The organism is Actinomadura syzygii (assembly GCF_008085905.1).
GTDB lineage: Bacteria > Actinomycetota > Actinomycetes > Streptosporangiales > Streptosporangiaceae > Spirillospora > Spirillospora syzygii.
Window position 1 is genome coordinate 527,335 of the sequence record NZ_VSFF01000004.1, and the last position, 12,710, is coordinate 540,044.

Genomic DNA, 12,710 nt, shown 5'->3' on the forward strand with positions numbered 1-12,710 from the left:
GGCGGCCGGCGGGCCCTAGCGCGTCGACGCGAGCAGCGCGCGGTCGACCTTGCCGTTCTCGGTGAGGGGCAGCTCGGCGACGACGTGGATCTCGCTCGGCACCATGTAGTCGGGCAGCGCCTCCGCGCAGAACGCGCGGACCGCCATCCGGTCCGGGTCGCCCTCGCCCGGGGCACCGACGACGAACGCGCACAGCACCGGGTCGGCGGAGCCGCCGTCCGCGACCGTCACGGCCGCGGCGCCGACGCCGGGGAACTCGGCGATCCTGCGCTCCACCTCGGTCAGCTCGACCCGGTTGCCGCGGATCTGCACCTGCGAGTCGACGCGGGCGCGGAAGTACAGCTCGCCGTCCGGGCCGCGGTGCGCGAGGTCCCCGGTGCGCAGGACGATCTGCCCCGACGCCGGGTTGAGCGGGTCGCGGACCAGCGCCCGCGCCGTCGTCTCCGGGTCGTCCCAGTAGCCGCTGAACAGGGCGGGGGCGCGCAGGTAGATCTCGCCGGGGACGCCGGGCCGCTCGATCGGCCGGCCGCGCTCGTCGGCGATCATCATCTCCGCGCCGGGGTAGGCGTGCCCGATGGACAGCAGTTCCAGGTCGTCCGGGATGGGGTCGGGGACGTCGGTGAACGAGCACGCCATCGACTCGGTCGGGCCGTAGCAGTTGATGATCCGCGCGCCGGGCGCGAGCGACCGCAGCTGGCGCAGCTCGTGCATCGGGAACTGCTCGCCGGAGAACAGGACGCCGCGCAGGCCGAGCGTCGCCAGCTCGTCCGGCTCGTTCCGCAGCAGCGGCCGCCAGATGGACGGGACGCCGTGCACGTGCGTGGCGCCCGCGTCCCGCAGGAACCCGACGAAGCGGCGCGGCCAGCGCAGCCGCTCGCGCGGGATCGGCAGCAGGGTCGCGCCGCTGCCGAGCGTGATGCCGATGTCGAACAGCGCGAAGTCGAACTGGAGCGGCGACGCGGTCGCGACCCGGTCCCCCGGGCGGAGGATGCCGAGCCCGTGCACCGCGCGGAAGAAGGCCGTGCTGGCGCGGTGGCTCATCACGACGCCCTTCGGGCGGCCCGTCGTCCCGGAGGTGAAGATGATGTAGGCCGGGTCGGTGCCGACGACCTCGCGCCGCCGCCGCGCCCGCGGCTCCGGCGCGCGCTCGACCCGCAGCCCGGCCGGGCCGAACCGCGCGGTGCCGACGCCGGGCGGGACGCCGTCCCGGCCGCCGTCCTCGTGCTGCAGGTACAGGGCGGGACGCGCCGAGTCGATGATCGCGAGCAGCCGCTTGGCGGGCGTCTCCGGGCTCACCGGGATGAACGGCAGCCCGAGCGCGCAGCACGCCAGGTAGACGGCGATCGCCGTCGACGAGGTGTGCGACTCCAGGATCACCCGGTCGCCGACGTCGAGGCCGAGCGCGCCGAGCGCGTCCGCGTACTCGTCGACCCGTTCGCGCAGCTCGCCGTAGGTGACGACGGTCAGCTCGCCGCCGGGGCCGGGCTCCACGACCGCCGGCGCGCCGGGGGCGTCGCCGGCGGTCTGGAGCATGAAGCCGTGCAGGTTGTCGACCGAGTCCCGCACGCGCGCGGGCAGCATGGTGCTGGGGCTCATCTCAGGACGCCTTCTCGATCATCTTGGAAAGGGTCGTCCAGAGGACGCCGGGGGTGGCGAAGTTCGCCATGTCGAGCGCGTCGTCGACGAACCGCACCGAATAGGCCCGCTCCAACGAGGCGAGCAATTCGACGGCGCCCATCGAATCGAGTCCGAAGTCCCGCAGACTGAGGTCCTCGCCGACCTTTTCCTCCTCTTCGAGGAACGGCAGCCTGCCGCGCAGAATCTCCTCGAAGCGCGAATCCCACATGATGGCTCCTGAGCGTGTCGTGATCGGGCGGCGGCCGATCAGGATTTCCAGGCCGCGGCCGTCTCCTCGGCGAATTCGGTGAAGGAGCGCGGCGGGTGGCCGAGCAGCTTCGTCGCGCGGACGATGTCGTCCTCGGCGGCGACGTGGCCGTGGTGGTCGTAGTGCTCGTACATCAGCCAGATGTCGCGGGCGATGTGCGACGGCATCATCTGGTTGAGGATCTGCCAGCACGAGTCCAGGTCGTCGCCCACGTAGGCGACCTCGCTGTCGAGCACGCGCTTCCAGGTGTCGGCGGCGAACCGCCCGGTCACGGGCTCGGGGCCGGTGACGGTGTAGGTCTCGCCGAAGTGGCCGGGCGTTGTGAAGACGATCGCCGCCGCCTCCGCGACGTCGCGCACGTCCACCCGGGACACGCCGATCTCGCCGAACGGGATGCCGTAGATCCCCATGTCGAGCATGGGCTTGGCGCCGATGTCGTTCTGCATCAGCTCGCCCCGGCGGATGATCGTGTACGGGACGCCCGAGTTCTTGACGGCCTGCTCGATCGTGGCCTTGCCGGCACAGTACGGCGCGGTGACCATCGTCTCCACGTCCTGCGCGGAGAGGTAGACGAGGTGCTGGACGTCGGCGCGCTTCGCGGCGTCGACGGCGAGGAGCCCCTGGTACAGCTCGTCCGCGCCGACGGGCAGGTTGAGGAAGACGGCGTCGGCCGCGGCGAACTCGGTGCGGACCAGTTCGAAGTCGAGCAGGTCGCCGACGACGCCGCGCACCCCGTCGGGCAGCGCCTCGGCGTTCTCGGCGCTGCGGGTGAGCACCGAGACCTCGGCTCCGCGCGACCTCAGCTCGGCGATCAGGGCGGTGCCGACGACGCCCGTCCCGGCGGTGACGAATACCTTCATCGAAATTCCTCCACTGGCGGCACCGTCGGCTGGAATGGAGTGGTCGACCGCGTCTCGGGAATCGCGGGAACCGACGGTTTTCACGCCTCTTTCCGCTGGACGCTATCGGCGCCGCCAACACCCCCCAACCCTTATGCACCCCTAGGGGCCGGACCCGCCGATCCGTTAGGGGCGGCTAGGGGTACAGGGGCCGCCGGCGGCGCGGCCAAACTCGGGAATCAATGGATCGGCGGCAGCCGCGACGCGAGGGGGAAAGAACGACATGGACACCGGCCCCCGGGCGGAAGCCGCGCTCGTCTTTCCCGCCATCAGCCCGTCGAGTTTCGGCGACGTCGGCAAATTCATGCTGATGCACCCGGCCGCGCGGCGGCTCGTCGCGGAGGCCGACGACGCGCTCGGCTACTCCCTCGTCGACCGGTTCCGGGCGAGCGACGGCGAGTACACCGAGCCCGCCCGGGTCGCGTTCCTCGTGAACTGCCTGGCGATGGCCGGGTGGGCGGAGACGGCCCTGGACGCGGACCCGGTGGCGTGCGCGGGGCCGAGCTTCGGCGGGACGCCCGCGGCCGTCCACTCCGGCGCGCTCGGCTTCGCCGACGCGGTGCGCCTCACCGCCGCCGCGGGCCGCCACATCGAGGAGTACTTCCAGCGCGAGCACCGCGGGATCGTCACCCAGTCGTTCGCCCGGACCCCGCCGGAGGCGCTGGCCGAGGTGCTGAGCGACCTCGACGAGCGGGGCGCCTGGTACGACGTCTCCTGCTACGTCGACCACGACTTCTACATGCTGTCCGTGCACGAGGACAGGCTCGACTGGCTGACCGAGCGGCTGCGCCGCGTCGGCGGCCTTCCGCTCGCCGTGATGCGTCCGCCCATGCATTCCAGCGCCTTCGGGTCGCTGCGCGACTCCCTGGAACGCGAGGTGTTCGCGGGCGTCGAGTTCCGCGATCCGTCCCTTCCCGTGGTCTCCGACCACGACGGGAGGCCGCTGCTGTCCGGCGCGGAGCTGCGCACGCTCCTGCTGGACGCGGCGGTCCGCCCGGTCCGCTGGCCGGGCGTCATGGAGGCCCTCAGGGGCCTCGGCGTCGGACGCCTCTACGTGTGCGGGCCGGACAACCTGTGGGGGCGCGTGCGGTGCGCGACCGACCGGTTCGACGTCGTCTCGCTGCGTCCCGAGCTGGCGATGCGTCCGCGCACCCGGCGCACCCCGGCGCGCGCCTCCCGGGCGGGCCGCTAGGACGGCGGACGGCGCGGCGGGGCCGGGCGGCGGCGTTCCTTCCGAATCGACCCTCTTCCGGGAAGACACCACGATGAACGAGATCCCCAAGCACGCGCTGCACGGCCGCTTCCTGCGCGGCCTCGCCCTGTCGCCTTCGCGCCCCGCGTTACACGTCGACACCGGTTCCACGACCACGGCGTCCATGACATACGAGGCGCTGCACGAGCGGGCGCTGGCGTGGGCGGGCGCGCTGCTCGCCGGGCCGGGCGGGCCGCCGTCCGCGGTCGCCGTGCTGGCGGAGAAGGGCCCGGTCGCGTACGGGGGGCTGCTCGCGGCGCTGTACACGGGCGCGACCGTCGTCCCGCTGAGCCCCGACTTCCCCGCCGCCCGGACGCGGCGGATGCTGGCGGACGCGAACGTCTCCGCGGCCGTCGCCGACGCCGCCGGGATCGCCGCCCTGGAGGCCGCCGAACTGGAGCTGCCGGTCCTGACGGACGGCGACGACGCCGGTCGGCCGCCGGTCATCCCGTCCGCACGCGCCGCCCTGGACGCGCCGCGCCCCGTCCGCCCGGAGGACGTCGCCTACCTGCTGTTCACGTCCGGCTCGACGGGACGGCCGAAGGGCGTCAAGATCACGCACGCCGCCACGCACCACTACTTCACGCTGCTGGACAAGCGGTACGACTTCGGCCCGGACGACGTCTTCTCCCAGACGTTCGGCCTCAACTTCGACTGCGCGATGTTCGACCTGTTCTGCGCGTGGGGCGCGGGGGCGAGCGTGCGGACCGTCCCGGTGCGGGCGTACACGGACCTGCCGTCGTTCCTGTCCGAGCGGGCGATGACGGTGTGGTTCTCGACGCCGTCCGCGATCGCTCTCGTCCGGCGGATGGGCGGGCTCGCGCCGGGCGCGATGCCGTCGCTGCGCTGGAGTTTCTTCGCCGGTGAGGCGCTGCGCCAGGCGGACGCCGCCGAATGGCAGGACGCGGCGCCCGCGTCCGCCGTGGAGAACCTGTACGGGCCGACCGAGCTGACCGTCACCGTGTCCGGGCACCGCTGGTCGCCGGAGACGTCGCCCGCGCTGTGCGTGAACGGGCACGTCCCGATCGGGACGGTCCACGAAGGCCACGACCACCTCCTCCTCGACCCGGACGACGGCGCGACGGACAGCGCCGAGGGCGAGCTGTGCATCGCGGGACCGCAGATGACGCCCGGTTACCTCGACCCCCGCGACGACGAGGGACGCTTCCTCGTCCACGCCGGGCGCCGCTGGTACCGGACCGGCGACCGGGTCCGCCGTCTCGACGGCGGCGAGCTCGCCTACCTCGGCCGCCTGGACGCCCAGGTGCAGATCCAGGGGTGGCGGGTGGAGCTGGCGGAGATCGACGACGCCGTCCGCGACTGCCCCGGCGTCGAGGACGCGGTGACCGTGACCCGCCCGGCGGGCGCCGGGGGCCTGGAGCTCGTCGTCTTCTACACCGGCACGCCCGTCTCCCCCGCCGTCCTCGCGGGACGGCTCCGGCAGGTGCTCCCCGAGGGGATGCTGCCGCGGGCGTTCCGGCACCTGGAGTCCTTTCCCCTCAATCCCAACCGGAAGATCGACAGAGCCGGCCTCGCCGCGACCGCGGCGGCCGGACCAGCGGCGCGCGGTTAAAGCGGCCGTCTTACGGAGGATCATGTCCACCTCAGCATCACCGCAGCGCGCCGGCCGGAGGGAGTGGGCGGGACTCGCCGTCCTGGTCCTCGCGAACCTGCTCGTCGCTATGGACGTCTCGGTGCTGTACCTCGCCGTCCCGTTCATCACCGCCGACCTGGAGCCGAGCGGCGCGCAGCAGCTCTGGATCCTCGACGTCTACGGGTTCCTGCTGGCCGGTCTGCTCATCACGATGGGCGTCCTCGGCGACCGGTTCGGGCGCCGCCGCATGCTCCTGCTCGGCGCGGCGCTGTTCGGCGCGGCGTCGGTCGCGGCGGCGTACTCCTCCAGCGCGGAGGCGCTGATCGGGGCGCGGGCCGCGCTGGGCGTGGCGGGCGCGGTGCTCGCGCCGTCGACGCTCGCGCTGATCCGCAGCATGTTCCGGGACGGCGACCAGCGCCGCACCGCGATCGCGATCTGGACTGCCGGGTTCTCCGGCGGCGCGGCGCTCGGCCCGCTGGTGTCCGGGGTCCTGCTGGACCATTTCTGGTGGGGTTCGGTGTTCCTGCTGAACGTCCCGCCGATGGTCCTGCTGCTGATCCTGGCGCCGCTGCTGATCCCCGAGTACCGCGACCCGCGTCCGGGACGGTTCGACCTGGTAGGCGCGGTGCTGTCGCTCGCCGCCGTGCTGCCCGCCGTCTACGGGATCAAGGAGCTGGCGCAGGACGGGGTGAGCGCCGTCCCGGTCGCGGCGGTCGTCGCGGGGCTGGTGCTCGGCGCGCTGTTCGTCGTGTGGCAGCGGACCCGGCGCGACCCGATGATCGACCTCGCGCTGTTCCGGGTGCGGACGTTCGCGGTGCCGATGGCGGTGAACCTGGTGGCGTTCTTCGCGCTCGTCGGGTTCGCGCTGTACTCGACGCAGTGGCTGCAACTCGTCCGGGGGATGGGGCCGATGGAGGCGGCGTTGTGGTCGCTGCCCGCCCCGGCGGCGGTCGCGGTGGCCACGACGGTGGCGAGCGGCCTCGCCAAGACGGTCCGTCCCGCCTACATCATCGGGACGGGCCTGCTGATGACGGCGGCCGGGTTCCTGGTGGTGACGCGGGTCGGGGTCCATTCGTCGCTGGCGGTGCTGGTGACCGGCGTGGTGCTGGTCGCGGCGGGCCTCGGGGTGGCGATGACGCTGACCGCCGACATGATCCTCACCGCGGCGCCGCCGGAGCGGGCGGGCGCGGCGTCGGCGCTGTCGGAGACCGGGAACCAGCTCGGCGGCGCGCTCGGCGTCGCGATCATGGGCAGCATCGGCGCGGCGATCTACCGGGACCGGATGGGCGACGCCGTCCCGGCCGGGCTGCCACCGCACGCGGTCGAGGCCGCGGAGAAGACGCTCGGCGGCGCCGCCGAGGTCGCCAAGGGCCTGCCGGGCGACGCGCGTTCCGGGCTGCTCGAGGCGGCGCGGGACGCCTTCGTCCATGGCCTGAACGTCAACGCGGGCATCGCCGCGGGCGTGGTCGCGGTCATCGCGGTCGTCGGGACGGTGCTGCTGCGGGGCCACGGCGCGAAGCAGACCGGCCCCGAGGAGGGCCCGGAGGCCGCCGTCGAGAAGACTCCCGAGCCCGCCGGGGGACGCTGACCCTGACCGGGCCGCGTCCCCCGCGCGGCCCGGTCAGGCGGACGACTCCAGCTCGCCGTCCAGGATCTCGAACATCTCGCTCGCCGAAACCGCCGCCAGGTCGTCCGACCCGGCGGCGGTTTCGCCGTCCGGGCGGGACGCGGCGGCCCACGCGGCGGTGATCTCGCGGAGCCGGGCGGTGACGCGGGCCCGCGCGTCCGGGTCCGAAGCGGTGGAGACCGCCAGTTCCAGGGCGCGCAGGTGCTCGTCCAGGGCAGGGGCGGCGGACGGCTCGGCCGGGTCCAGTTCCGCGTCGAGCAGGGCGGCGACCGCCGCCGCGTTCGGGTGGTCGAACACCAGCGTGGACGGAAGCCTCAGCCCGGTGACGGCGTTGAGCGCGTTCCGCAGCTGGACGGCCGTGAGCGAGCTGAACCCGAGTTCGCGGAACGCGCGCTCCGGCTCGACCGCGTCCCGGTCGTCGTGCCCGAGGACGGCAGCGACCTGCGACTGCACCAGCTCCAGCAGGAACCGGTCGCGTTCCGGCCCGGCCAGCTCCGCGAGCCGCCGCGCCAGGACGGCGGCCCCGCCGTCCTGCACGGACTGCCGTGCGGGAACCTTGACCAGGCCGTGCAGCATCGCCGGGATCCCGCCCGACGCGGCGTGCGCGCGCAGCGCCGCCAGGTCGAGCCGGACGGGCAGCGGCGCCGGCGCGCCGTCCCGCAGCGCGAGGTCGAACAGGCCGAGGGCGTCGGCCGTGGTCAGCGCGGGGATTCCGGAGCGCTCGTGGCGGCGCAGGTCGGCGTCGCCGAGGCGGCGGGCCATGCCCGCCTCCGCCCACGGGCCCCACGCGAGCGACGCGGCGGGCAGGCCGAGGCCGCGGCGGTGCACGGCGAGCGCGTCCAGGTAGGCGTTGGCCATGGCGTAGTTGCCCTGGCCGGGACCGCCGAGGACGCCGGACACGGACGAGAACAGCACGAACGCCGTCAGCTCCATGTCGCGGGTCAGCTCGTGGAGGTTCCAGGCCGCGTCGACCTTGGGACGCAGTACCGCGTCCATGCGGTCGGGGGTGAGGGACGAGATCACGCCGTCGTCCAGGAGGCCGGCGGCGTGCACGACGCCGGTCAGCGGACGGCCGTCGAGGAGCTCGGCCACGGCATCCCGGTCGGCGAGGTCGCAGGCGGCGATCTCGGTGTCCGCGCCGAGCGCGGCGAGATCGTCGCGCAGCTCAGCCGCACCTGGCGCGTCGGGCCCGCGGCGGCTTACCAGCAGCAGCCGCCGGACGCCGTGCGCGGACACCAGGTGCCGGGCGATCAACGGGCCGATGCCGCCCGTCCCGCCGGTGATCAGGACGGTCCCGGCGGCTTCCCAGGGCGCGGGGCCCGAGCGCGGCGCGGCCGACCTCGCGAGCCGGGGCACGCGCGGCTCGCCCGCGCGCAACGCGACCTGCGGTTCGGACAGCGCGGCCGCCGCGGGCAACGCCCGCGCGGAGTCGTCGGCGCCGTCGGTGTCGAGCAGGACGAACCGTCCGGGGTTCTCCTCCTGCGCGGACCTGATCAGCCCCCACAGCGCGGCCCCGGCGAGGTCGTCCGGCTTCTCGTGCGGCGCGGCGGCGACGGCGTTCTCGGTGACCACCGCGAGCCGGGACCCGGCGAACCGCTCGTCGGCGAGCCACTCCCGCGCGAGCGCGAGCACCTCGTGCCCGGCGCGCCGCACCTCCGCCGGGCCGGCGCCGGACGGCGCGGGCGCGAAAACCACTTCGGGCACTGCGGATCCGGCGAGTGCCGCCAGGTCCGCGACGCCCGGCAGGCCGTAGCGGTCGCCGCCGAGGACGACGCAGTCCGGGACGGCGGTGGCGGCGAGCTGCGTCCCGGTCCACTCGACGTGGAACAGCGCGTCGTTCCGGGCGTTCCCCGCCGCGTCCAGCCGTTCGGCGGACACGGGCTCCAGCGTGACGGACGCCGCCGACAGCACGGGCCGTCCGGCCTCGTCGACGAGGTCGAGCGCGTGCGCGCCGCCTTCGGCGGGCGTGATCCGCACCCGGACGGCCTCCGCGCCTGCGGCGTGCAGCCGCACTCCGCTCCACGCGGTGGGAAGGCTGACGTGCTCGGCGTCCTCCTCCAGCAGGACGAGATGGGTCGCGGCGTCCAGCAGCGCGGGGTGGATCCCGAATCCGCTCGCTCCGGCCGTGCCTTCGGGCAGCGCGATCTCGGCGTAGAGGTCCCGGCCGTGCCGCCAGGCCGCGCGCAGCCCTTGGAAGAGGAGGCCGTAGGCGTGGCCGCGGGCGAGGAGGCGCTTGTAGGCGTCCTCGACGTCGATGGCGGTGGCACCCCGCGGCGGCGACTGCCATGGTTCGGCGGGCGACGGCGCGCCGTCCGCGGCGAGGCGTCCGGTGGCGTTGCGCGTCCACGGCAGGTCCGAGGAGGCATCGGCGGGACGGGAGAAGACGCTCACCGGCCATCCACCGGACTCGTCCCGCTCCCCCACGACGACCTGGAGCGCGAGCCCGCTCTCCGGCGGCACCATCGGCTCGTGGACGGTCAGCTCCTCGACCAGGTCGCCGCCGACCTCGTCGGCCGCGCGGACGAGCAGGTCCACGAACGCCGCGCCCGGCAGCGGAGTCGCGCCGAGCACCTCGTGCTCGGTGAGCCACGGCCGGGCCCCGGCCGCGAGCCGTCCGGTGAGGACGACGCCGCCGGAGCCGGGCGCGGCGACCACGGCGCCGAGCAGCGGATGCCCGGCCGGTTCGAGCCCGGCCGCGCCGACGTCCCCGGCCGCTCCGGCGGCCGTGTCGGGCCAGTGGCGTTTCCGCTGGAAGGGGTAGGTGGGCAGGTCGACGGCGCGGGCGCCGCGCCCGGCGAACACCGCGTGCCAGTCGACGTCCGCGCCGTCCGCGTACAGCGCGCTGATCGCGGTGAGGAGCGCGGCTGCTTCACCTGCGTCGCGGCGGAGCACGGGCACGACGACTCGGTGCGCGCCGTCGAGGACGTCTTCGACGAGGGCGGTCAGGACGGCGTCCGGCCCGACCTCCACGAACCGGGTGACGCCCTCCGATTCGAGGTGGCGGACGCCGTCGGCGAACCGGACGGCGTCCCGCGCGTGCCGCACCCAGTACTCGGGCGACCGGTGGTCGGCGGAGCCGTCCCCGGTGACGTTCGAGACGATCGGGATCGACGGCTCCGCGTGGTCGAGCCCGGCGGCGACACGTCCGAACTCGTCGAGCATCGGGTCGAGCAGCGGGGAGTGGAAGGCGTGCGAGACGCGCAGCCTTGACGTCTTGCGGCCGAGCGCGGCGAAGTGCGCGACGACGCGCTCGACCTCGGCCTCCGGGCCGGAGACGACGACCGAGTCGGGGCCGTTGACGGCGGCGATCGCGGTGTTCGGGGTGTCCGGGCCGAGGACGGCGGACGCCTCGTCCTCGGTCGCCCGCACGGCCGCCATCGCGCCGCCTGCCGGGAGCGCCTGCATCAGCCGCCCGCGCGCGGCGACGAGCGCGGCGGCGTCCGCCAGCGTCCAGACGCCCGCGACGTGCGCGGCGACCAGCTCGCCGATGGAGTGCCCGGCGACGAGGTCGGGCCGCAGCCCCCACGACTCCAGCAGCCGGTAGAGCGCGACCTCCACGGCGAACAACCCGGCCTGGGTGTGGACGGTCTGGTCGAGCCGCTCGCGGTCGTCGTCCCAGAGCACGGTCTTCAGCGGCACGTCCAGGTGCTTGTCGAGTTCGGCGCACGCGGCGTCGAGCGCGTCCGCGAACACGGGGAACGCCTGGTACAGCTCGCGTCCCATGCCGGGACGCTGCGCGCCCTGGCCGGAGAACAGGAACGCCGTCAGCCCGGTCGAGGCGACGCCGCCGAGCACGTCCGGGCGCGGCTCGCCCGCGGCGACCGCCGCGAGCCCGCTCGACCCGGCGGCCGTGTCGGCGGCGAGGACCACGGCGCGGTGCTCCAGCGCAGCGCGCCCGGTCGCGAGCGAGTACCCGACGGACAGGGCATCGGTGCCGTCGACGTGGGCTGCGACGCGTCCTGCCTGGGCGCGGAGCGTGGCGGCGTCCCGCGCGGACACCGGCCACGGCACCGGCGCGCCGTCCGGCCACGGCGGCGCGGCCTCGGCGTCTTCCCCCGGCGCCTGCTCGATGATCAGGTGGGCGTTGGTGCCGCTGACGCCGAAGGAGGAGACGGCGGCGCGGCGCGGCCGGTCGTCGTCGTGCTCCGGCCATTCCCGCGCCTCGGTGAGAAGGCGCACGTTCCCCTCGTCCCAGTCGACGTGGGTGGACGGCTCCGTCACGTGCAGCGTCTTCGGCAGCAGCCCGTGCCGCATCGCCATGACCGTCTTGATGATCCCGGCGACTCCGGCGGCGGCCTGCGCGTGGCCGATGTTCGACTTGATCGACCCGAGCCACAGCGGACGGTCGTCCGGACGGTTCTGCCCGTAGGTCGCGAGGAGCGCCTGCGCCTCGATCGGGTCGCCGAGCGTGGTGCCCGTCCCGTGGCCCTCGACCGCGTCGACGTCCCCGGCCGCGAGCCGCGACTCGGCGAGCGCGTGCCGGATCAGCCGCTGCTGCGACGGCCCGTTCGGCGCGGTCAGGCCGTTGGACGCGCCGTCCTGGTTGACGGCGCTGCCCCGCACGACGGCCAGCACCCGGTGGCCGTTGCGGCGCGCGTCGGACAGCCGCTCCAGCAGCAGGATCCCGGCGCCCTCGCTCCAGCCGGTGCCGTCCGCCGCGTCGGAGAACGCCTTGCAGCGGCCGTCCGGAGCGAGCCCGCGCTGCCTGCTGAACGCGATGAACGGCGCGGGCAGCGACATCACGAGGACGCCGCCCGCGAGCGCCAGGTCGCATTCGCGGCGGCGCAGCGCGTGCGCCGCGAGGTGCACCGCGACCAGCGACGACGAGCACGCCGTGTCGACGGTCAGCGCGGGCCCCTCAAGGCCGAGCGTGTAGGCGATCCGGCCGGAGATCACCGAGGCCGCGTTGGCGGTGCTGAGGTACGTCTCCTCGGCCTCGGGCAGGGCGTCGAGAACGTAGGCGTAGTCCTGCCCGCCGGACCCGACGAACACCCCGACCTGCTTCTCGCGGAGGGAGTGCGGGTCGATCCCGGCGCGTTCGCACACCTCCCAGGACAGCTCCAGCGCGATCCGCTGCTGCGGGTCCATGCTGAGGGCCTCGCGCGGGGAGATGCCGAAGAACCCGGCGTCGAAGTCCCCCGCGTCGTACACGAACCCGCCTTCGCGGACGTAGCTCGCGCCGGGACGGTCGGGGTCGGCGTCGAACAGCCGCCCGGTGTCCCAGCCCCGGTCGTCGGGGAACGGGCCGACGGCGTCGGTCCCGTCCGCGACCAGCTTCCACAGCCCCTCCGGGGACCGGACGCCGCCCGGGTACCGGCAGCTCATCGCGACGATCGCGATCGGCTCCCGTTCCCTGGTCTCGACGTCCTGGAGCCGCCGCCGGGTCTGGTGCAGTTCCGCGGTGACCCGTTTGAGGTAGCCGAGCAGCTTCTCGTCGTTCGCCATGTCCGCCT

Annotated in this window: 7 protein-coding genes; 3 read left to right on the plus strand and 4 right to left on the minus strand. The window is 74.6% G+C overall.

Annotation, left to right across the window (positions count from 1 at the left end):
* Positions 1 to 15: 15 nt before the first annotated feature.
* The 3 genes from FXF65_RS12305 to FXF65_RS12315 are packed head-to-tail and all read right to left on the minus strand — an operon-like array spanning position 16 to position 2,745.
* Positions 16 to 1,596, minus strand: a complete 1,581-nt coding sequence (locus tag FXF65_RS12305; protein ID WP_148349888.1) for an AMP-binding protein — start codon at positions 1,594 to 1,596, stop codon at positions 16 to 18.
* 1 nt (position 1,597) lies between these two features.
* On the minus strand, positions 1,598 to 1,846 hold the full coding sequence (locus tag FXF65_RS12310) for an acyl carrier protein (RefSeq protein WP_148349889.1): 249 nt from the start codon (positions 1,844 to 1,846) through the stop codon (positions 1,598 to 1,600).
* A gap of 38 nt (positions 1,847 to 1,884) precedes the next feature.
* Positions 1,885 to 2,745 (minus strand): SDR family oxidoreductase, encoded by an 861-nt coding sequence (locus tag FXF65_RS12315; RefSeq protein WP_148349890.1) that lies wholly within the window; start codon positions 2,743 to 2,745, stop codon positions 1,885 to 1,887.
* Between the two features lie 262 nt (positions 2,746 to 3,007).
* On the opposite strand from FXF65_RS12315, the gene FXF65_RS12320 reads away from it, so the two are divergent.
* The 3 genes from FXF65_RS12320 to FXF65_RS12330 all read left to right on the plus strand — a co-directional run bounded on the left by FXF65_RS12320 (position 3,008) and on the right by FXF65_RS12330 (position 7,218).
* Entirely contained in the window at positions 3,008 to 3,976 is a 969-nt protein-coding gene (locus tag FXF65_RS12320) for an ACP S-malonyltransferase (protein ID WP_148349891.1), read from the plus strand.
* 73 nt (positions 3,977 to 4,049) lie between these two features.
* On the plus strand, positions 4,050 to 5,609 hold the full coding sequence (locus FXF65_RS12325) for an AMP-binding protein (protein WP_148349892.1): 1,560 nt from the start codon (positions 4,050 to 4,052) through the stop codon (positions 5,607 to 5,609).
* 22 nt (positions 5,610 to 5,631) lie between these two features.
* Positions 5,632 to 7,218, plus strand: coding sequence for an MFS transporter (locus FXF65_RS12330; RefSeq protein ID WP_148349893.1), 1,587 nt, complete (start codon positions 5,632 to 5,634; stop codon positions 7,216 to 7,218).
* Positions 7,219 to 7,251: 33 nt separating this feature from the next.
* Here the strand turns inward: FXF65_RS12330 and FXF65_RS12335 are convergent, their stop codons facing one another.
* Positions 7,252 to 12,702 (minus strand): type I polyketide synthase, encoded by a 5,451-nt coding sequence (locus FXF65_RS12335; RefSeq protein ID WP_222868518.1) that lies wholly within the window; start codon positions 12,700 to 12,702, stop codon positions 7,252 to 7,254.
* Positions 12,703 to 12,710: the final 8 nt, after the last annotated feature.

What these genes read in the sequence shown, in the direction of transcription:
- FXF65_RS12305 (WP_148349888.1), bottom strand. Translation starts at nt 1,596, where the DNA reads ATGAGCCCCAGCACCATGCTGCCCGCGCGCGTGCGGGACTCGGTCGAC.
- FXF65_RS12310 (WP_148349889.1), bottom strand. Translation starts at nt 1,846, where the DNA reads ATGTGGGATTCGCGCTTCGAGGAGATTCTGCGCGGCAGGCTGCCGTTC.
- FXF65_RS12315 (WP_148349890.1), bottom strand. Translation starts at nt 2,745, where the DNA reads ATGAAGGTATTCGTCACCGCCGGGACGGGCGTCGTCGGCACCGCCCTG.
- FXF65_RS12320 (WP_148349891.1), top strand. Translation starts at nt 3,008, where the DNA reads ATGGACACCGGCCCCCGGGCGGAAGCCGCGCTCGTCTTTCCCGCCATC.
- FXF65_RS12325 (WP_148349892.1), top strand. Translation starts at nt 4,050, where the DNA reads ATGAACGAGATCCCCAAGCACGCGCTGCACGGCCGCTTCCTGCGCGGC.
- FXF65_RS12330 (WP_148349893.1), top strand. Translation starts at nt 5,632, where the DNA reads ATGTCCACCTCAGCATCACCGCAGCGCGCCGGCCGGAGGGAGTGGGCG.
- FXF65_RS12335 (WP_222868518.1), bottom strand. Translation starts at nt 12,702, where the DNA reads ATGGCGAACGACGAGAAGCTGCTCGGCTACCTCAAACGGGTCACCGCG.